The sequence below is a fragment of the Deinococcus soli (ex Cha et al. 2016) genome (assembly GCF_001007995.1).
GTDB lineage: Bacteria > Deinococcota > Deinococci > Deinococcales > Deinococcaceae > Deinococcus > Deinococcus soli.
Genome location: NZ_CP011389.1, coordinates 2,560,870 through 2,581,132 on the forward strand (window position 1 = coordinate 2,560,870; position 20,263 = coordinate 2,581,132).

Genomic DNA, 20,263 nt, shown 5'->3' on the forward strand with positions numbered 1-20,263 from the left:
ATCCACCCATGGACGACCGTGACCGCCGCATTCTCGCGGCCCTCCAGGCGAACGGACGCATCAGCAACCAGGAGCTTGCAGATCAGGTGCACCTCTCGCCGTCGCCGTGCCTGCGGCGCGTGCGGCAGCTGGAGGACTCCGGCGTCATCCAGGGGTACACCGCACTGGTCGATGAGGAGGGGTACGGCCTGACCGTCACCGCGTTCGTCCGCGTGCGGCTCCAGCTGCACACGACCGCCAGCATCCGCGCCTTCGAGGACGCGATTGCCCGGATGGACGCCGTGCTCGACTGTTACGTCATGACCGGCGAGGCCGACTACCTCCTGCGCGTCCTCGTCCCTGACCTGAAAGCGTACGAGGCGTTCGTGCGCCGGGAACTGCACGCCGTGCCCGGCATCGCCTCCATCGACACCAGCTTCGCGTACGGCCGCGTCAAGCGCGCCACGGTGTACCCGCAGCTGGGCTAGAGGCGACGCCTCTTCACCGTTTCCTGCGACCCAGACGTCACGTCCGACAGCCCTGCTACCGTCGGACTATGAGTGTTCGTCCGGTGACGGTGGTGACGGGGGCGGTGGGTGGGATCGGGGCGGCGCTGGCGCGGGAGCTGGCGCCGGGGCATGACCTGATCCTGTCGGGCCGGAACGTGGGGGCGCTGGAGGCCCTGTGCGCGGAGGTGGGGGGGACGCCGCTGGTGCTGGACCTGACCCGCCCGGAGTCGTTCGAGGCGGCGCTGGCGGGGCTGGGGCGCGTGTCGAACGTGGTGCACAACGCAGGGGTGGTGGAGCTGGGCGCGGTGGCAGAGCAGGACCATGCGGTGTGGTCGCACACGCTGGCGGTGAACGTGGTCGCCCCGGCGGAACTGACGCGCCTGCTGTTGCCGCGCGTGCGGGCCGAGAGGGGCTCGGTGGTGTTCGTGAACAGCGGCGCGGGCCTGCGCGCGAACGCCGGCTGGGGCAGTTACGCGGCGAGCAAGTTCGCCCTGAAGGCCCTGGCGGACGCGCTGCGTGAGGAGGAGGCCGCGCACGGCGTGCGGGTCACGAGCGTGTACCCGGGCCGCACGGCGACGCCCATGCAGGAGAAGGTGCGGTCGCAGGAGGGCGCGCCGTACACCCCGGAGGCGTTCGTGCGGCCGGAGTCGGTGGCGGCGTTGATCGCGTTCGCGCTGAATGCGCCCCGGGACGCGCTGCTGCCGGACCTGAGCGTCCGCCCCGGTCCGCAGTGAGTGGGGCGGAGGTTCCCGCGCCGCGTGCGGGGGAGGTCGTGCCGGGCCTGTGGGACGTGCTGGTCGTGGGGGCGGGCCCGGCGGGCCTGAGTGCGGCGCTGACGCTCGGCCGCTCGCGGCGGCGGGTGCTGCTGCTGGACGGTGGGCCGCCCCGCAACGCGAGCGTGTCGGCGGGGCACGGCCTCCTGACCCGCGACGGGATCAGCCCCGAGGAGCTGAAGGCGGCCGCCCTGGCGGATCTGGAACCGTATGACGTGACGGTCCGGGCGGACAGTGCGCGCGAGGTCCGCCGGGTGGGCGAGTGTTTCGGCGTGCGCGTCGGGGACGCGTGGCAGCGCACGCGGGTGCTGGTATTCGCGACGGGCGTGCGGGACATCCTGCCGCCGGTGCCGGGCCTGCGGGAACGCTGGGGGCAGGGCGTGTTCCACTGCCCGTACTGTGACGGCTGGGAGCACGAGGGCCGCGCCCTGGCCGTGTACGGGTCGGGGCAGTCGGCGCATCACCTCGCCCTGACGGTCCGGGCCTGGTCGCCCCGCGTGACCCTGCTGTGCGACGGGGACCCATGCCTGACGCCCGAGCAGGCCCGTGACCTGGAGCGGGTGGGTGTGGCGGTCCGCACGCAGCCGGTTCGCCGCGTGAGTGGCGGCCCGCCCGAGGACACCCCGGTGTGCGTGTCGTTCGTGGGCGCGCCGCCCCTGAGCGTGGACGCGGTGTTCCTGGCGCCAGAGCAGCAGGGCGGCAGCCACCTGCCCGCCGCACTGGGCTGCGCGCTGGACGAGAAGGGCCGCGTGATCGTGGACGGCAATCAGGAGACCAGCCTTCCGGGCGTGTTCGCCATCGGGGACATGACGGGCGCGCCGCAGTACGTGGTGCAGGCAGCGGCGGCGGGCATGCACGCGGCGCAGGTGATCAACACCCGCCTGATCCACGCGGCAGTGCACTCCATGGGCGCGGCGTTCCACAAGAGCCCCCAGGACGAGGGGGTCCGCAACCCCGACAGTCGTGATGAGTAAGATGCTCAGGTGAGTATTGATGCGATCCTGTTCGATCTGGACGGCACCCTGCACGACCGCGCCGTCACGCTGCGCGCGTGGCTGGCCGGGCACGTCCGGCAGTTCGGCCTCCCGGGCGGGTATGCCGCGCGCTTCCTGGAACTGGAGGATCACGGCTACCGCCCGAAGGCCGAGGTGATCCCGCAGCTCGTGCAGGAGTTCGGGCTCCTGCACGACCCGCGCACCCTGCTGGACACCTACGCAGGGCACGTGCAGCACGCCGTGCCGATGGCGCACGCGCACGACGTCCTGCGGGAGCTGCGCGCGCGGGGCGTGCGGGTGGGGATCGTCACGAACGGCTGGGAGGACCTCCAGCGGACCTGCGTGCAGACCTGCGGCCTGACCGGGCTCATTGACGACCTCGTGATCAGCAAGGCCGTGGGCCTCAGCAAGCCGGACCCCTCCATCTACCGGCTGGCACTACGCCGCCTGGGCGTGCGTGCCGATCAGGCGTGGTTCGTGGGCGACTCGCCCCGCAACGACATCGCCGGGCCGCAGGCGGTGGGGCTGCGCGCCGCGTGGCTGCCCACCACCCACCCCCTGCGCGGCGAGGTGCCGGACGCCACGCTCCGCGACCTGCGCGGCGTCCTCAGCCTGCCCGGGTTGCCCGTTCCCGGAAGCGGGCGCTGAGCCAGCCCGCCACCTCAGCCAGCGGGAAGGTAAGCGTCTCGCCGGTGCGGCGGTTCTTCACCTCCACCTCGCCGCGTTCGAGGGTGCGGCCCAGCGTCACGCGGTACGGGACGCCCAGCAGGTCCGCGTCCGCGAATTTCGCCCCGGCGCGTTCGTCCCGGTCGTCGAGCAGGGCAGTCAACCCTGCGGCCCGAATCGCAGCGTACAGGCTCTGGGCCGCTGCCTGTTGGCCCTCATTCCGGATGTCTACCACGATCAGGTGCGCGTGGAACGGCGTGATGGAGTCTGGCCAGACCAGCCCCCGCTCGTCGGACAGCTGCTCGGCGACCGCCTGCGCCAGCCGCGACACGCCGATGCCGTAGCAGCCCATCTGGAACGGCTGCTCGCTGCCGTCCGCCGCCGTGAACGTCGCGTCCATCGCTGCCGAGTACCGCGTGCCCAGCTGGAACACGTGCCCCACCTCGATGCCCCGCGCCGACCCGAGAACCTGCGTGTCGTCGTGCAGGGCGGCCTCGCCCGCGCGGGCCTGCCGCACGTCCACCTCTTCCGGCAGGGCGTACTGCGCGCCCCAGTTCGCGCCCGTCACGTGCCAGTCGGTGTCGTTCGCGCCGGTCGTGAAGTCCCGCAGCGCCGCGCCTGCCGGGTCGCACAGCCGCAGGAACGATCCCACCACGTCCTCCCGCGCGGCAATTGCGCTGTCCGGCAGGTCCGGCGCGAGGTACCCCAGCGGCAGCGGCCCCGCCGCCCAGGCGTCCGGCTGCGCGACCTCCAAGCCCAGCAGTTCCCCGTCCACGCGGACCTGCACGGCGTTCCACAGTTTCACCGGGTTCACGCTGTGATCCCCACGCAGACTGACGAGCACCGGCCGCAGCACCCGCTGCCCTGCCCGCAGGAACACGGCGTCGTACAGGACGTTCTTCAGCATGTGCGCCGCGTCGCAGCCCAGTGCCGCGCACGCCCCGGCGACCGTCGCCGTGCCCGGCGTGTGGTGCCGCGCGAAGCCCGCGAACGGACTCGGGGCCGCCACCGACGCCCGCGACGCCGCCCGCTCGGCGTTCGCCGCGTACCGGCCGTCCGGGGTAAACAGCACCTCGTCTTCACCCACGTCGCTCAGGACCATGAACTCGCGGCTCTCGGCCCCGCCGATGTTCCCGCTGTCCGCCTGCACCGCCCGCCACGCCACGCCCAGCCGCGACAGCACCCGCCCGTACACGCCGCTCATCGCCTCGAAATGCGCCTCCAGGCTCGCCGCGTCCGCGTGGAAGGAGTACGCGTCCTTCATCACGAACTCCCGCGTGCGCAGCAACCCGAACCTCGGCCGCAACTCGTCCCGGAACTTCCGTCCGAACTGGTACACGCTGACCGGCAGGTCCCGGTAACTGCGCACCAGCCCGCCCACCACGTCCAGCGCGACCTCCTCATGCGTCGGGCCCAGCGCGTGCGCCCGCCCCGAGCGGTCCATCACCGTGAACATGATCCCCTCCGCCTGTGTATACGCCTCCCAGCGCCCCGACGCCTCCCACAGCGCCCGCGGCTGGAGCACCGGGAAGCTCACCTCCTGCGACACGCCCTCCAGCTCCTCGCGGATCAGGCCCTCCAGCCTCCCCATCACGCGGGTCATCAGCGGCAGGTGCGCGTACAGGCCACTCCCCACCCGCCGCACGTACCCCGCCCGCAGCAGGAACTGAATGCCGCGCGTCTCCGCGCCCTCCGGCGTCTCACGCCACGTGCGGAACAGACTCTCACTCAATTTCATGGGAAACACCCCTCAGGGGAGACCACCCGCAGGCCGGTCTCTCAGACAGTGGCGATGTGACGACGCGCCCAGCTCAAGGCTGGACAGCACTGACCGGAAATGGCAGCGTCACACCCCGGAGGGTGGCGGGAGCACGGGCAGGCCCGCACCGATCCGGATGGTGGGGGAGATCTGCACGCTCATGCGCCCAGACTAGACGCGAGGCCAGGGGCGGTCAAGCGAATGTGCAGCGCAGGCAGTGGCGAGTGGAAAGTGGAAAGGAACAGGGCAGCCAGAAGCGTCCGCTCCGGCTGCCCCGCTCGACTGGTCTGGGCGAGTGCAGGGGGTCAGTGGAGGAGGAGGGCCGCGCCCCACTCCCCGTTCACGCCCGCTGTTTCGCCTTCAGCGCGCCCTTCTGCTGGAGGTACTCGGCGATCTGCACGGCGTTCAGTGCCGCGCCTTTCAGCAGCTGGTCGCCCGCGACGAACAGGTCGATGCCGCCGTCGAACACCAGGGACTCGCGGATGCGGCCCACCTCGACGTCGTACTTGCCGCTGGCGGTCAGGGGCATCGGGTACAGCTTGCCCTCCGGGTTGTCGCGCACCTCGACCCCGGCCGCCCCGGCCAGGAGTTCGCGGACCGCTTCAGGGGTGGCGGGGCGTTCGAGTTCCAGCGTGATCGCCTCGCTGTGGGTGCGGAGGGTGGGGATGCGCACGGCCGTGCAGCTGATCTTCAGGCTGTCGTCCCCGATGATCTTGCGGGTCTCCCACGCGACCTTCATCTCTTCCTTGGTGTACCCGTTGTCCTGGAACGCGTCAATGTGCGGGATGACGTTGAACGGGATGGGGTGCGCGAACACGCTGGCCTGCGCCTGCTCCCCGTTCAGTTCCGCGCGGGTCTGGTCCAGCAATTCCTCCATGCCCTTGGCGCCTGCGCCGCTGGTCGCCTGGTAGGTGCTGACGATCATGCGTTTCACGCCGTACGCGCGGTGAATGGGCGCCACGGCAACCACGGCGATGGCGGTCGTGCAGTTCGGGTTGGCGATGATGCCCCTGTGGGCCAGCGCGGCGTCCCCGTTCACCTCGGGGACCACCAGGGGCACGTCGGCGTCGTAGCGGAAGGCGCTGCTGTTGTCGATCACGACCGCGCCGCCCTCCACCCACTTCGGGGCCAGGGCCTTGCTGATGCTGCCGCCCGCCGACGCGAGGATCACGTCCGCGTCGATCGCCCCTTCGGGCGTGACCTGCACGGTCAGGGGCTGGCCCCTGAAGGTCAGCTGCGTGCCCGCGCTGCGGGGGCTGGCGAACAGCAGCAGCTCGTCGAATTGGAGGGTGCTGCTTTCCAGCACCTTGAGAAGTTCGTGGCCCACCGCTCCGGTCGCTCCGACAATCGCTACGCGCATGTTCGTCTCCTTGAATGAAAAAACCGCCCGGCGTGTCTCGCGGGGCGGCTGTCAATCGACACCGCCCTCACGGGGTAATGGTGGTCATGACGGTCATGCGCCCCAGCGTAGGGGCTGCCCGGGTGGGGGTCAAGGCTGCCTGCCTAGCGTGAAGGGACCGTGTGTGGCCTCAGAGAGAGGGGTCAGCTGCGTCCTGTCGTGTCGCCGGCGCCTTGTTGGACGCAGGGCCCGGCGGTGGGGACGGTCAGGGTGATGGTCGTCGTGGAGGTGAACGTGTTCATGTCGAGCGCCCCGTCCCGCTGGACGGTCAGCGTCCCGAACGTCCGGGGGTCGAGGCTCTGGGTGGCGAGCCAGTCCGTCAGGTCGCGGACCTGAGGGCCGCTCAGGTTCAGACAGGTGCGTCCGGCGCGGCCCAGGAACTCCTGCATCAGGCTCAGTTGCGTTCCGCTGAGGGCGTGCCTGGGCACGATGATCTTCAGGTCGCGGATGGGTTGTTTCGGCGCGGCGCTCGTGAGGAACGCGAAGAAGAAGTCCGGTTCGGTCAGGCTCCGCACGATGAACCCGTCTCGTCCAGTCTTCTGGATGACCGTGCCGGTCACGGCCACCTGCGCCAGCGTGGCGCTGACCGGGGAAGGAGCGGTCTGGGCCTGGGCGGCAGGCAGGGTCAGCAGGGCAGCCAGAAGCAGGGAGCGGGTCATGCCTCACGGTACGCGGCAGGACGGACCGGAGTTGCCTCAGGTGCGTTACTTGCGCCGCCGCAGGAAGCTCAGCCACCCGGCGCGTTCGGGTTGCCGGGCGGGCGCGAAGTCCTCCATCCTGATTTCCGCTTCGGGGTGCGGCGCGGCTTCCCAGCCGTACTCGGTGGCGATCAGGCCGCCCAGGCGTCCGGCGGCGTACAGGGCGTGGGTGCGTTCCTGTTCCTCGGTGACGGCGCGGGGGTCGGCCAGCGCCTGGAGCATCGACTGGAGGCTCTCGTCGTCGCAGGCCCAGTGGCCCTGGGTGAAGGTGGCTTCCTTGCCGTACACGCGAATCCTGGCCGTCATGCGTTCCTCGGGGTGCCCGCCCGCGCGGGCTGAAGGGTGGGGTGGGTTGTGGGACGCGGTCAGCATAGCGTACAGGGCACGCAAATGCAGGGGCAGGTGCGGCCGTCACGCTGCACCTGCCCCTGCCCCGGGTGAGGATCAGACTTTCTGGCCGAAGCGGCGTTCGTTCCCGGCGGTCAGGCGGCCCACGTTGTCGCGGTGCTGCCAGATCAGCAGCGCGGCCAGGGCCGTCACGACCGCGCCCAGCCACTCCGGGCCGACCAGGAAGGCCGTGAAGGCCGCCGCGACCGATGCCAGGATGCTCCCGGCGGACACGAAACGCGTGAGCCACACGGTGGCCATGAAGATCACGAAGAACGCGAGGCCCGCGACCGGGAGCAGCGCCGCGACCGCGCCGAACGTCGTGGCGACGCCCTTGCCGCCCCGGAAGCGCAGGAACGGGCTGAAGTTGTGCCCGATGACGGCCGCGACGCCGCACGCAGCCATGACGGGCAGGCCCAGGTCCAGCCCGTACGCGGCCAGGACGGCCAGGGCGCCTTTCAGGATGTCGAACGCGGCGACAAGCAGGCCGGGGCCGTTGCCGAGGGCACGCTGGACGTTCGTGGCGCCGCTGTTGCCGCTGCCGACCGTGCGGATGTCCACGCCCCGCAGGCGGGCCACCCACGCGGCGGCGGGGATCGCTCCGAACAGGTACGAGCACAGAACCGTCAGCACGGCAAAAAGGGTCACGCTGCCATGATAGGGCACCGCTCTTACAGCGGGTTGACGGTGAAGGTGCCGGGGGGGTGGGGCGCGCGGCCAGGCGGGTCGCTTGCACTTCCCCCGCGAAGCCGCTACTCTGCTGTGCGCTGGAACGGTGTCCGAGTGGTTGAAGGAGCACGCCTGGAAAGCGTGTATAGGTGCAAGCTTATCGAGGGTTCGAATCCCTCCCGTTCCGCCAGATGCGCCGGGACTCCTGCATGGGGAGTCCCGGCGCTGCTTTGCCATGCCGTCACGGATTCTGGCTGGTGTGCAGAGAGCGTTCAAGTAGGCGGCATGCGGTGCAGAGAGCGGCTTGGAAGCGAGAAGCTGACAGTGTCTGAATGGGGGGCGTGTGCTCTGGCACGCCGGGGCACACGAGTGGGCCACACATGCGTTGAACCGGGTCAAAGTTTGGACCGGGAGGACTTTTTTTTCGCGGGGCGGTGGGGGTAGGGTGTGCGTCGCACACACAATTCACCCCCACTGCCGGAAACCGGTTTCCGGCGCACGTTCCTGCTGCCCGGAGGCCCATCATGATCCGTCGTCCTGCCATCCTGCCGTTCCTGCTGCCCGCCCTGCTTGCCGCCTGCGGCAGTCCCACTGCCCCATCCAGCACCCCCGAAACTGCCCAGGCCGGTCTTCCAGACGGCTTCAGCGCGGCCCTGGTCGCCGAGGCCGCCAAGGGCGGCACCGCCGGCACGCTGCGCGCCCAGGCTGCCACCTGCCCCACCCAGCTGGCCCTCCCGTACGGCCAGAGTGGTCTGGACACCGGCCTGTACTGGTACGGCAAGGGTGAGAGCGGCGCGCTGGGCGGCGTGGGCTGCAAGGCCCGGACCGACGGCGCCGCCATGACCGGCTACTACGACCCTACAAGGCCCGTGATGGTCTTCGTGCACGGCTGGCAGAACGGCAGCACCGTCGCGGGCGTGCGCGACAACTTCTACTTCAGCGAGGCCAGCCGCAACGTCGCCGACGCCTGGATCGACGCCGGGTGGAACGTCGCCCTGTACCAGTGGACGCAGCTCGCCGACGACGAGGGCACGGCGGGCGCGCCGTACCACTCGCAGGCGAAGATCTGGACCCCCACCTACACCTACCGGGATAACCTGGGCCGCACCCAGAACATCAACATGCGCTACCGCACGCCGGGCGGCACGTACGCCACGACCGGCATGCCCACCGTCAGCGCCGGACAGCTGTTCTACACGGCGTACAAGAGTGCCCTGAGCCAGTGGACATACGCGGGTACCGAGGGCGTGCGCGTCATGGGGCACTCGCTGGGCGCGCAGATGGCCCTCGCCATGACCGAGAAAGCCTACGCAGACACGGGCCTGAGCAGCGCCAAGAGGCCCAGGCGCGTGGTGCTGGCTGACCCGTACTGGACGCCCGCCAGCGCCGGGTACGGGAACAGCTACGCGTTCCTCAGCCCCGACGTGAACCCCGCCGCGCGCAGCTCCCGCATCGCGCAGACCCTCAAGGGGCAGGGCGTGGCGGTCGAGTGGATCAAGTCCAGCCGCGTGAACGACCTGGGCGGCGACAACAATACGGGCATGGCGAAGTTCGTCAGCCGCACCGAGATCTTCCCGGAGTATGTGTTCGACCTGAACCCCGCCAGCGGCGTGGCGCGCAAGCACAGCGTCGCGCCCCGCTGGTACCTGTGGAGCCGGTCGTTCGCCGCCAAGAACGCCGTCAGCGCCGCGAACACCCTCGGCGGAGCGACCACCGTGATGAACAGCGGTGTGCGCTACGACCAGAACGCCGGGCGCAGCACCACCACCCCCGGTGACGACACCTTCGTCAGCGCCGCGAACCCCTGAGCCGGGAGAACGAGAAGGAGCCCCGGGATTCACCTCCCCGGGGCTCCTCTTCGTCTTTTCAGGGCTGTGTGGGCCGGGCGCGCCACGCGCTGACCAGCGGCAGCGCCGCCAGGACCGCGCAGGTGATCGCCAGCGCCGGGAAGCCCGCCCGCGCGATCACCGCGCCGCCCAGCAGCGTGCCCAGCCCGGCCGCGACGTACCCCAGCGCGTCGGTCACGCCCTGCGCTGCCGGGAAGCGCGTCAGGGCCTTGCTGCCCGCCACGAACGCCAGATTCCAGCCCAGGCCCAGCAGGAACATGCTGACCGCCAGCCACGCCTGACCGGTCAGGGGCGCCGTTAGGGCCGCTGCCGCGAGGAGCAGCGCGCCGCTCACGTACCCGAAGCGCAGGCCCAGCCGGTCGATCAGCGGGCCGGTCAGCCAGCCGAAGCCGAACATGCCCAGGATGTGCCCGCTGATCAGCGCAGCCACCTGCGCGTGATCCATGCCCATGTGGTGTGCGCGCAGCGGCGTGAGGCTCATCAGGGTCACCATCAGGCCCTGCGCGGTCGCCACGGCCAGCGCCGTGGACTTCACGCCGGGAATCCGGAACGCCGCCGCCAGGGGCAGACGCTCGCGCTTCGCTACGGCCGGGCCGGTCAGGGGCTGCCAGGACAGGATCAGCAGCGCGGCCACGCCCAGCAGCGCGCCGCCCACCAGCCAGCCCGTGACCTCCGGCGTGGCCCCCAGCGCCGCCCCCAGCCGCTCGATGGGATGCGAGAAGCCGGTCATCACGAACGACCCCAGCACGCTCATGAGCATCAGCGCGCCGAGCGCCGTGCCGCGCCGCGCCTCGGGGACGCTCTCGGCGGCGGCGTAGCGGGCCTGCTGGTAGCCGCCCTGCGCGGCGCCCATCAGCATCGCGCCGGTCAGGAACAGCGGCGTGACCCCCGCGCGCGCGCCCAGGAAGCCCACCAGTGACCCCATGGTGCCCAGCGCGAACGCCAGACTCAGGCCCGCGCGGCGGCCCCGGCGCAGCATCAGCGCCCCGAACAGCCCCGCCGACGTGGCCGCCGCCGCCTGGATCAGCGTGCTGGGTAGCCCGGCCAGTGCCTCGCTGCCCAGGCCCGACATGATCAGGCTGGCGAGCACCGTGCTGACAGTCGTCGCCCCGGTAGCCAGGGCCTGCGCGGCGTACAGCGGCGCCAGCCGCGCGGCCCCGCTCAGTGCGGCGGGACGGGCGGCGTCACTCACGGCAGGTGGCTGAAGACGCGGAGGCTGGGGTCACGCCTCGCCCTGCGCCTGCCAGCGGGCCTGCACGGCGCCGCGCAGGTACGTCGCGGCGTCCTCCGTGCTGGCGCCCGGCGTGAACACGCGCCCCACGCCCAGTTGCTGCAGGGTGGGCAGATCCTGATCGGGGATGATGCCGCCCCCGAACACGATGATGTCCTCGGCGCCCTTGTCGCGCAGCAGACCCATCACCTCGCGGAAGTAGTGCATGTGCGCGCCGGACAGGACGCTCAGGCCGATGGCGTCCACGTCCTCCTGCACGGCGGCGTTCACGATCATCTCGGCGGTCTGGCGCAGGCCGGTGTAGATGACTTCCATGCCCGCGTCCCGCAGGGCGCGCGCCACGACCTTCGCGCCCCGGTCATGGCCGTCCATGCCGGGTTTGGCGATCAGCACTCGAATTCGGCGGTCTTCCATGGTTCCTCCGGTGCCCGCCGGGCCGCGGCGCCTGCGCGGGGCAGGGGTCAGGGAACCTAACGGGCGTTTGGGGGCATTCTACGCGCTGTCCGGCGCGGCCGTCCGGTCTCCCCGTCATCACCCGCCGGTCAGCTCGGCGGGGTACAACCGGAGCATGAGCGCCCTGCTGACCTCGCTGACCCTGGCCGCCCTGGCCGCGCCCGCCCTGTTCTCCCCGGCCAACCCGGCGGGTGTCACCTGGACGCTGGGCACCGTCCAGCCCGCCGGGCGCGGCGCGATCACGCCCGGCGCGGCCCTGGCACGTCCCACCCTGCGCCTGGACGGCAGCGGCGCGTCCCTGAAGATCACCGGGAATACCGGGTGTAGCCCCCTGACCGCGCAGGCTGCCCTGAAGGGGCAGGCGCTCGTGGTGCGCGGCGTGCAGGCAGGCGGCAGCGAGCGCTGCACCGACGCCGCCCTGAGCCTGCGCGAGGACTACCTGCGACTCCTGAACGCCACGACCCGTTACGACCTGAACGGCGGCACCCTGATCCTCAGTGGCGGGGCGGGCCGCCTGACCTTCACCCGCACCGGAGGCGCGATGACCGACACCCCCACCGATTCCCTGGACGGCACGTGGCAGATGCGCGTGACCCCAGGACCAGCGGGTCCCGAGCGGGGGCAGGCGCTGCTGCGCTTCACGTTCAGCGGCGCCAAGGTCACGGTCGCCGGACTGGCCGGGTGCAACACCGTGACCGGTTCGGGCGCCGTGATCGGGCAGCAGGTCGTGTTCGGCGGGGTGGCCTCCACCCGCAAACTCTGCCCCGGCGCGGCTGGCACCGCCGAGAACCGCATCCTGGGGCTGCTGCGCGCCCCACTGACCATCGAGCGGCAGGGGGGGGCGCTGGTCCTGCGCGGCCAGAGCGGGCAGCTCACCCTGACCCGCGCGCCTGTCCCCGCGCCCACCGGGGGCGCGACACCGGACCCGGCGGCCACGTACACCCTGACCCGACTGAACGGGCAGCCCGCCCCGCGGACCCTGCGCCCGGTCACGCTGAGCTTCAGAGACGGGCGGTTAGGAGGCAGTGACGGCTGCAACAGCGTGGGCGGCGAGTACGTGATCCGCGCGGGCCGCGTGGAACTCAGCGGCGGGCTGATGGGCACGAAGATGGCCTGCCCCGACCAGCCGGACCTGGGCTTCCAGACGTTCTTCGAGCAGCGGCCCACCCTGACCGTGCAGGGCGGCACCCTGACCCTGAGGACCGCCGAGGACACCTGGGAATTCCAGGCCCGCTGAACGACCCCACAGAGAGGAGGCACCCGGGGACGTCCCGTGGTGCCTCCTCTGCATGGATTGGCGTTACTGCCAGTTGCCGCCGTTGTACGTGGTGCTGCCCGTGGCGGGCGTGGTGAGGGTGCGGTTGTTGCCGCCTTCCCAGGTGACGCTGGCGCCGCTGTCGCCTGGTTTCTTGATGAACTTGAACTGCGCGGCGACGCTGGGCGGCAGGCTGACGGTGGTCTTCCAGGTGCAGGTGCTGCCCGAGCAGCCGCTGGGCGTCATGGCCATCGCGGAGGCGGTGTTCCAGGCGCCCAGTTCGGCGCGGTCCCCGACGAGGTACACGTCCTGCCCGAAGTACGTGCTGGCGCTGACCTGGAAGGTGACCTGCACGGCGGTGCCGCCCGTGCCGCCGGTGCCCGTCGCCCCGGCGCGGTAGATGCCCATCTTCCCGGCGCCGATCGTGACGGGCAGTTTGCCGCTGGCGACAGTGGCGCTGGCCGGGGCTCCCTCGGCGAGCAGGTCGTTGAAGACCGTGCCGTTGCTCAGGGCGCTCTTGTCGGTCGCGCTGATGCCCGCGTTGCCCTGGATGTCCAGGTTCACGGTCGCGGCGCTGCCCGACGTGTTCACGACGACGATGACGCGGTTGGTGCCGCTACCACGGTAGAAGGCGTACACGTTCTGCCCGCCGTTGGGGCGCCACATCTCGGCGTAGTTGCCCTTCCACAGGGCGGCGTTGCCCTTGCGGATGCCGATGAGTTTCTTCGTCAGGTCATACGTGACCTTGGGGTTGCCGCCGCCCGCCACGAAGTTCGCCTGCGTGGCGTTGCGGCCGGTGTCCGTCCAGGCCCAGCTGGGCATGTCGCGGCGGTTGTCGGGATCGTTGCCGCCGTACATGCCGAGTTCGTTGCCGTAGTACACCTGCGGGATGCCGGGCAGGGTCATCAGGAGGCCCATGGCGTTGCCGGAGCGGGCGCGGATCTCGCTCTCGGCGACGGCGCTGCCGGGTTCGTTCACGAAGCGTGGCACGTCGTGGTTGTCCAGCAGGTTCACCTGCAGCAGCGTGCGGTCCAGGCCCAGGGTACCCAGGGTGTCCTGCATGCTGCTGGCGACCCGGTCGAGGCTGCCGCCCCGGCCGACCGAGTCCACCAGCGCCTGACGCAGCGGGAAGTTGAAGGTCGAGTCGAAGCCCGCGTCCAGGAATGGCTTGAGCTGCGAGGCGCTGCCCGACAGGAACGCCTCGCCCAGCAGGAACGTGTTGGGCCGCGCGGCCAGGACGCCGGGCACCCAGGAGTTCTGCCAGTAGCTGTTGGGAACGTGCTTGACGGTGTCCATGCGGATGGCGTCCACGGCGTAGTTCGTGACCCAGGTCTTGCTCAGGTTGGTCAGGTACGTGGCGACTGTGCTGTCCTCCTGGCGGAAGTCCGGCAGGCCCGCCAGGGGACAGACGATCTCGTCGCCGGTGCAGCTGCTGTGGAACCAGGAGGGGTTCTGGGTGGTGATGCGCGCGCCGTACCCGGCGTGGTTGACGACCATGTCCATCATGTATTTCTGCCCGCCGGCCTTCAGGTCGCTGATCAGGCCGGTCAGGTCGGCGCTCGTGCCCAACTTGGGTTCGATGGCGGTGTCGTTGGGGTTGGTGTAGTCGGGCCAGTAGCCGTGGTAGCCGCAGGAGTTGCCGTTGACGATGCCGACCTGCTTGTACACGGGGGTGGTCCAGACGGCGGTGGCGCCCAGGTCGCGGATGTACCCGAGTTTGTTGCGCAGGCCCTGGATGTCGCCGCCGTGGAATTTGGTGGGGCTGGCCGGGTCAAAGCAGTTGGGCTGGCCGAGACCGTCGTTGGAAGTATTTCCATTCGAGAAACGGTCGGGCATGACGAGGTAGATCACCTGCTGCCGCCAGGCGTCGATGTTGGTGCCGCTGATGGCCTGGGCACTGACCGTCTTGGAGCTGGAAACGGTTCCATCAAGGGCAGGCGTCGGGGCGGGGGAGCAGGCGGAAAGAAGAAGGGCAGCCGAGAGGGCTGCCGCGCCGGAGCGGGCCAGGACAGAACGGTTCATGGGAAACCTCCATGGAATGGTTCCACAACGGCGTGGAACCGGTTTCAGGATTTTTGGTGCCTGCCAATCATAATCCAGGGCCGGCCACTTCCCGCAAGGGCCCCGCCTGTCCTGACCACCCGGAATCTAGACAGGTTGTCCAGATCTGCTTGCCAGATCCGCTGCCACTTCTCATGGTTGACGCCACCACCGCAGGAACTCCGGGAGCCGTTCCCGCCACGCGGGTTCGTCGTGCCAGTGGCCCTCACCGACCGTAAAGCGGGCCTCTCTGACGTGCGGGGCGAGCTGCGCGGTCAGGTCGCGGGCCAGGGTGATGACCTCCTGCGCGCCCTGCACGCTGCTGCCCTCGTGGTCGCCCATGTCCACCCACACGCGCGCCCGCGGGTCGCCGCGCCCGGCGAGCCAGCGCAGGAACGCGAAGTCGCCTGGCCACACGGCGGGACTGAACACGCCCAGCGTGCCGTACGTGCCTGGGTCTCGCAGGCCCGCGTACGCGGTGATCAGGCCTCCGAAGGAGGATCCGGCCAGCGCGGTGTCCTGCGCGTGGACGGGGCCGAAGCGGGCGTGCAGGTGCGGCAGGAGGGTGCTCCTGATCCAGTCGGCGTACTCGTCCGCGCCGCTGTCATTGCCGTTCAGTTCGAAGGGGAACGGCACGTAACGGTGGCTGCGGTCGTCGTTCACGGGCAGGGCGGCGATGCGCACCGGGTGCCCGGCGTCCGCGAGGGCCTGCGCGGCCCCGGCGGCGTCCCAGCTGTCGCCCGCGAAGGTGGCGGCCTCGTCGAACACGTTCTGGCCGTCGTGCAGGATCAGCAGCGGCAGCGGTCCCTCGTGCCCGGCGGGCCACCACAGCCGCAGGGGTTGCGCGCCCCAGGGGGCGTCCAGCACGGTCTCCTCGCGGGGTGGGCCACAGCGCTGCGGGCGCCCCGTACCGCCCCTGGCGTCCTGCCAGCCTGCCACGGTCAGGGGCACGGTGGTGTCCCCGTGCACTTTGATGCGGTGCGCGCGGGCCCGGCCGCCCCAGGCGTCGCCCTCCTCGGTGGTCGTGCCGTCCGGGTTCACGCGGCGGATCTTCACCTGCGCCAGGGTCCCGTCGGGCAGTTCGGCGTGCAGGGTGCTGCCGCTGAAGGTCCAGCCGTGTGGGTCGCTGCTCCAGGCGCGGTGATCGCCGGTCAGGAAGAGGGTTCCCGGTGGGGTGCCGGGGGGGAGGGTCAGCTGGAAGGTCACGCGGGGCATGCGGTCAGTCTAGGAGGGTCCGGCACTGGTGAAGGTCTCGTCAGCTTCGCGTGAGGGTTGTGTCAGGCGCGTGGGGGTAGGCTTTTGTCGTGGAGGACGAGGTTTGATGTGATCCCGTCCGGGTCGGCTGCGGCTTGCCCCCACCCCGGAAACTTGATATAGTCACACTCAAGTTTCCTGGATGCAGGAGTTTCAGGAACCCGCTCTCACCAAGACCCCACCCGGGCGAAAAGGAGTTCCGAGATGCCCACCAACACCCTCCCCAGCACCGTCCCCGTCTGCCCGGTCCGCGGCAGCGTGATCTACCCCACGATGGTCCAGCACATCGACGCCAGCCGCGCCCTCTCCATCGGCGCGATCGAGGCGGCCATGGCCAGCGACAAGGTCATCCTGATCGTCTCGCAACGCGACAAGGACATCGACGATCCCAAGGGCAGCGACCTGTACGACGTCGGCACCGCCTGCAACGTCCTGCGCGTGCGCAAGAACCCCGACGGCACCGTGCAGATGCTCGTCTCGGCCGTCGCGCGCGTCCGCGCCAGCAACTACGTGCGCGGCGACTACCTCAGCGCCGACATCACCCCCCTGGACGCCGAGGCCGACGACACCGTCGAACTCCAGGCCCTGGGCCGTGAACTGCGCGAACGCTTCGACGCCCTGGCCAGCGGCGGCAAGCTGAATGCCGAGACCGTCCAGACCATCCACAGCAAGGAAGACCTGGGCGAGATGGCCGACCACATCGCCTTCAACCTCGACTTCAAACTGGACGACAAGCAGGCGCTGCTGGAACTGCCCAGCCTGACCGCGCGCATCCGCAAACTGCTCACCCTGCTCGACACCGAGAAGGAAGTGCAGGAAGTGCAGGCCAAGATCCGCGCCCAGGTCAAGGAAGAGATCGACAAGAACCAGCGCGAGTACTACCTGCGCGAACAGATGAAAGTCATCCAGAAGGAACTCCAGGGCGGTGAGGACGGCGAGGACGGCGACGAGGCCGAAGCCTTCCGCGCCAAGCTCGACACCCTGGACCTGCGCCCCGAGGTCCGCAAGGACATCGACCGCGAAGTGAACCGACTGGCGCGCATGCACCCCGACGCCGCCGAGGCCAGCGTCATCCGCACGTACCTCACCTGGATCACCGAACTGCCCTGGAACACGCGCAGCGACGACCAGCTGGACGTCATGCAGGCCTCCCAGATCCTCGACGACGACCACTACGGCCTGGAAAAGGTCAAGGACCGCGTCCTGGAATTCCTCGCGGTGCGCCGCCTGCGCAAGGAACGCGCCGAGCGCGGCGAACTGAGCGCCGAGGACGTCAACAAGGGCCCGATCCTGGTGTTCACCGGCCCTCCCGGCGTCGGTAAGACCAGCATCGCGCAGAGCATCGCCAAGGCGCTGGGCCGCAAGTACGTCCGCATCGCCCTGGGCGGCGCGCGCGACGAGAGTGACATCCGCGGTCACCGCCGCACGTACATCGGCGCGATGCCCGGCCGCCTCATCCAGGGCATCCGCACCGCGGGCACCAAGAACCCCGTCATCCTGCTCGACGAGGTCGACAAGCTCGGCAGCTCCTACCAGGGCGACCCCAGCGCGGCGCTGCTGGAAGTGCTCGACCCCTCGCAGAACCAGCACTTCACCGACCACTACCTCGGCGTGCCCTTCGACCTGAGCGAGGTCATGTTCATCGCCACCGCCAACTACCCCGAGCAGATCCCCCCGGCGCTGATGGACCGCATGGAAGTCATCGACTTCAACAGCTACATCGAACAGGAAAAACTGGAGATCGCCAAACGCTACCTGCTGCCCCGCCAGCTCATGGCGAACGGCCTGAAAGCCAACCAGATCGCGTTCACCGATTCCGCGCTGGAAAAACTCATCAGCCACTACACCCGCGAGGCTGGTGTGCGCAACCTGGAACGCGAGATCGGCACGGTCGCCCGCAAGGTCGCCCGCCGCATCGCCACCGGCGAGGTCAAACGCGTCAAGGTCACCGACAAGGAACTCGACCGCTACCTCGGGCAGGCCCGCCACATCCCCGAAACCGAAGGCAAGGAAGACATGGTCGGCGTCTCGACCGGCATGTTCTACACCCCGGTCGGCGGTGACATCCTGTTCGTCGAGACCAGCACCAGCCCCGGCAAGGGCCTCGTCCTGACCGGCCAGCTCGGCGACGTCATGAAAGAAAGCGCCCGCGCCGCCCTGACGTACATCAAGGCGAACGCCGAACGCTTCCACATCGACAAGGCCCGCATCGACGACAGCGAAATCCACGTGCACGTCCCCGCCGGAGCGATCCCCAAGGAAGGCCCCAGCGCCGGCGGCGCCATGGTCACCAGCCTCATCAGCGCCCTGACCGGCATCCCCGCCCGCCACGACGTCGCCATGACCGGCGAGATGACCCTCACCGGCCGTTACCTGCCCATCGGCGGCCTGAAAGAGAAAGTGCTGGGCGCCCGCCGCGCCGGGATCAAGCACATCATCCTGCCCAAAGCGAACGAAGGCGACCTGCGCGACATCCCCCTCCACCTGCGCACCACCATGCGCTTCCACCCCTGCGAGACCGTGGACCAGGTGCTCGACGTGGCCCTCGTCGGCGGCCTGAAAGCCCTCGAGACGCCCCGCGACGGCAGCCCTGCCCCCACCCTCCCCGCCCCCAAACGCAAGAGCGCCCGCCGCAGCGACGCCCGCGCGTAACCCGCACCGCAAGCACTCCCCGTCCAGCCTGGGCGGGGAGGTTTTCGTGTGCCCACAGGCAGAGGCCGCACTATCCTGCCAGGACATGCGCCGCCTGCTCCCCCTGCTCCTCCTGACCACACTGACCACCGCCCACGCCGCGTACTGTTTTCAGCATCCCCGCACGGATCTGACGCTGTACCCCAGACTCAGCGGCGCGCCCAGGCAGATCGAGGAGCAGGTCACCGTCGAACCGGCCTTCCGAACACTGGATTTCATCACGGCCCGTACGTCCAATTACACCTATCAGGGCACGCAGGCCATTCAGGTGACCCACCGCCTGACCCCCGATGACCCGTCCTTTCCACGCACCACGCTCTTCCAGGCGACCATCCGCCCGTCGGGTGCACTGGCCAGTCCCGCCACGACCCTGGCGGGCAGCTGGCGCTTCGTGATTCGGGGGAGCCTGACCGGTCCCGCGCCTCAGGTCACCGCGGCTGACCTCGCCGCCGAGAAGGCGTTGCCCATCAGCATCACGCTGGACGCGCAGGGTCGCCTGACGCAGTACAAGGGGGTCGTCCTGAATCCCGAAGCTGGCCTGATGGACGAGGTGCAGGTCAGCTGCACGTACGCCTCCGCTCAGCGAACCGTGCGCGAGGTCGTGAGTCTGGCCCGACGCACCCGCAGCGTCACGGACGCCCAGTTCGGCCCCGCCGGTGAACTGCTGAGTCTCAGCAGCACCGGAATCACCCTTGACGGCTCCAACTCGCCCCTGATCCCCACGGCAGAGACCTTCACGTACGACAACGGCACACTGAGCCGGTCCGTTTTCAGCGTTGCCGGGCAGGCGAACTCCACCTTCGCTTACACCCTCACGTCCGGGCAGATCACGGGATACACCGTCCAGATCGGCGAGGGAGACAACGCGGTTCGTGAACGACACACCTTCACCAGGGATACGCATGGTAACTGGATCACGCACGAATACCGCCTCGGCAAGGCGCTTGTCGCGACCGTCACGCGGCGGATCACGTACTGAATGGACCTGAACGGACGCGTGGGTCGCGCTATCCTGTGCGTATGAGTGCGCCCGTGACGTTCCTGGTGGCCAGCCCGCACCTGCGGGGCAGCCTGTTCGAGGGCGCGGTGATCCTGCTGCTGGAGCACGACACGAAGGGCGCGATGGGCCTGATCGTGAACGCGCCCATGACCCAGAGTGTGCAGGAGCTGATGCCGGAACTCACGGGGCACCCGGAGGTCGCGTGGCTGGGCGGTCCGGTGGACCCGACGCTCGGCTGGTGCCTGTACGCGCAGCCGGTGGACATGGAGGGCGAGCTGCGCCTCGTGCCGGGCCTGACGGTGTCCAGCAGCCTGGATGTGCTGCGGGCGGTGGAGCGCAGCGGGCAGCCGTTCATGCTGGTGCTGGGGTATGCCGGGTGGGGTGCGGGCCAGCTGACCGAGGAGGCGCGTGAGGGGACGTGGGTGTGGGTGGAGCAGACCACGCCGGAGTTGCTGTGGGATGTGCCCGCAGCGGAGCGCTGGCAGTCGGCGCTGGACCGCCTGGGCGTGGACGCCTCGCGGATCGTGCCGGGCGGCGCACAGGCGTAGAACCCGGCGGCTTCACGGAAGGTTGACCGGTCTGGGTGGCCGGTCATTTCCGTTTGTGTGAACGGTCGGTCACCTCTAGACTGGCGTGTCCACTCTGCCGCGCCGCCTCC

18 protein-coding genes and 1 tRNA gene are annotated in these 20,263 nt (G+C 70.0%); 10 read left to right on the forward strand and 9 right to left on the reverse strand.

Features of this window, described 5'->3' with window-relative positions:
• Positions 1 to 8 precede the first annotated feature (8 nt).
• The 4 genes from SY84_RS12475 (at position 9) to SY84_RS12490 (ending at position 2,904) form a co-directional block, all read left to right on the forward strand.
• Positions 9 to 467, forward strand: coding sequence for an Lrp/AsnC family transcriptional regulator (locus SY84_RS12475; protein ID WP_046844282.1), 459 nt, complete (start codon positions 9 to 11; stop codon positions 465 to 467).
• 68 nt (positions 468 to 535) lie between these two features.
• Complete coding sequence (locus tag SY84_RS12480) at positions 536 to 1,222, forward strand: SDR family oxidoreductase (protein ID WP_046844283.1); 687 nt, start codon at positions 536 to 538, stop codon at positions 1,220 to 1,222.
• Between the two features lie 38 nt (positions 1,223 to 1,260).
• Positions 1,261 to 2,235 (forward strand): NAD(P)/FAD-dependent oxidoreductase, encoded by a 975-nt coding sequence (locus tag SY84_RS12485; RefSeq protein ID WP_052751257.1) that lies wholly within the window; start codon positions 1,261 to 1,263, stop codon positions 2,233 to 2,235.
• Between the two features lie 9 nt (positions 2,236 to 2,244).
• A complete protein-coding gene (locus SY84_RS12490) occupies positions 2,245 to 2,904 on the forward strand; it encodes an HAD family hydrolase (RefSeq protein WP_245621337.1) in 660 nt (219 codons plus the stop codon).
• On the opposite strand, the gene SY84_RS12495 is transcribed toward SY84_RS12490, so the two are convergent.
• The 5 genes from SY84_RS12495 to plsY all read right to left on the reverse strand — a co-directional run bounded on the left by SY84_RS12495 (position 2,864) and on the right by plsY (position 7,813).
• Positions 2,864 to 4,660, reverse strand: coding sequence for a proline--tRNA ligase (locus SY84_RS12495; RefSeq protein ID WP_046845205.1), 1,797 nt, complete (start codon positions 4,658 to 4,660; stop codon positions 2,864 to 2,866). The two genes, SY84_RS12490 and SY84_RS12495, sit on opposite strands and share 41 nt — an antisense overlap.
• 361 nt (positions 4,661 to 5,021) lie before the next feature.
• On the reverse strand, positions 5,022 to 6,041 hold the full coding sequence (locus tag SY84_RS12500) for an aspartate-semialdehyde dehydrogenase (RefSeq protein ID WP_046844284.1): 1,020 nt from the start codon (positions 6,039 to 6,041) through the stop codon (positions 5,022 to 5,024).
• Between the two features lie 182 nt (positions 6,042 to 6,223).
• Positions 6,224 to 6,739: a hypothetical protein gene (locus SY84_RS12505; protein WP_046844285.1), complete on the reverse strand. Its 516-nt coding sequence runs from the start codon at positions 6,737 to 6,739 to the stop codon at positions 6,224 to 6,226.
• 45 nt (positions 6,740 to 6,784) lie between these two features.
• Positions 6,785 to 7,084, reverse strand: coding sequence for a hypothetical protein (locus tag SY84_RS12510; protein WP_046845206.1), 300 nt, complete (start codon positions 7,082 to 7,084; stop codon positions 6,785 to 6,787).
• Between the two features lie 138 nt (positions 7,085 to 7,222).
• Positions 7,223 to 7,813 carry a glycerol-3-phosphate 1-O-acyltransferase PlsY gene (gene plsY / locus SY84_RS12515; protein WP_046844286.1) on the reverse strand — a complete coding sequence of 197 codons (591 nt, stop codon included), beginning with the start codon at positions 7,811 to 7,813 and terminating at the stop codon, positions 7,223 to 7,225.
• Positions 7,814 to 7,934: 121 nt separating this feature from the next.
• Here plsY and SY84_RS12520 point away from each other — a divergent pair.
• Positions 7,935 to 8,024, forward strand: a tRNA-Ser gene (locus SY84_RS12520).
• A 334-nt stretch (positions 8,025 to 8,358) separates the two neighbouring features.
• Positions 8,359 to 9,642, forward strand: a complete 1,284-nt coding sequence (locus SY84_RS12525; RefSeq protein ID WP_046844287.1) for a hypothetical protein — start codon at positions 8,359 to 8,361, stop codon at positions 9,640 to 9,642.
• A 58-nt stretch (positions 9,643 to 9,700) separates the two neighbouring features.
• Here SY84_RS12525 and SY84_RS12530 read toward each other — a convergent pair whose 3' ends face one another.
• Together SY84_RS12530 and SY84_RS12535 are read right to left on the reverse strand one after the other, a co-directional pair.
• A complete protein-coding gene (locus SY84_RS12530) occupies positions 9,701 to 10,873 on the reverse strand; it encodes an MFS transporter (RefSeq protein WP_046844288.1) in 1,173 nt (390 codons plus the stop codon).
• A gap of 30 nt (positions 10,874 to 10,903) precedes the next feature.
• On the reverse strand, positions 10,904 to 11,326 hold the full coding sequence (locus SY84_RS12535) for a cobalamin B12-binding domain-containing protein (protein WP_046844289.1): 423 nt from the start codon (positions 11,324 to 11,326) through the stop codon (positions 10,904 to 10,906).
• Between the two features lie 154 nt (positions 11,327 to 11,480).
• Between SY84_RS12535 and SY84_RS12540 the strand changes: the two genes are divergently transcribed.
• Entirely contained in the window at positions 11,481 to 12,602 is a 1,122-nt protein-coding gene (locus SY84_RS12540) for an META domain-containing protein (RefSeq protein WP_046844290.1), read from the forward strand.
• Between the two features lie 63 nt (positions 12,603 to 12,665).
• Here SY84_RS12540 and SY84_RS12545 read toward each other — a convergent pair whose 3' ends face one another.
• Together SY84_RS12545 and SY84_RS12550 are read right to left on the reverse strand one after the other, a co-directional pair.
• Positions 12,666 to 14,642: an alpha-amylase family glycosyl hydrolase gene (locus tag SY84_RS12545; protein ID WP_168927155.1), complete on the reverse strand. Its 1,977-nt coding sequence runs from the start codon at positions 14,640 to 14,642 to the stop codon at positions 12,666 to 12,668.
• Between the two features lie 171 nt (positions 14,643 to 14,813).
• Entirely contained in the window at positions 14,814 to 15,875 is a 1,062-nt protein-coding gene (locus SY84_RS12550) for an alpha/beta hydrolase (protein WP_046844291.1), read from the reverse strand.
• Positions 15,876 to 16,118: 243 nt separating this feature from the next.
• Between SY84_RS12550 and lon the strand changes: the two genes are divergently transcribed.
• The 3 genes from lon to SY84_RS12565 all read left to right on the forward strand — a co-directional run bounded on the left by lon (position 16,119) and on the right by SY84_RS12565 (position 20,153).
• Entirely contained in the window at positions 16,119 to 18,566 is a 2,448-nt protein-coding gene (gene lon / locus SY84_RS12555; RefSeq protein WP_046844292.1) for an endopeptidase La, read from the forward strand.
• An 85-nt stretch (positions 18,567 to 18,651) separates the two neighbouring features.
• Positions 18,652 to 19,584, forward strand: a complete 933-nt coding sequence (locus SY84_RS12560) for a hypothetical protein (protein WP_046844293.1) — start codon at positions 18,652 to 18,654, stop codon at positions 19,582 to 19,584.
• A gap of 41 nt (positions 19,585 to 19,625) precedes the next feature.
• Positions 19,626 to 20,153 (forward strand): YqgE/AlgH family protein, encoded by a 528-nt coding sequence (locus SY84_RS12565; protein WP_046844294.1) that lies wholly within the window; start codon positions 19,626 to 19,628, stop codon positions 20,151 to 20,153.
• Positions 20,154 to 20,263: the final 110 nt, after the last annotated feature.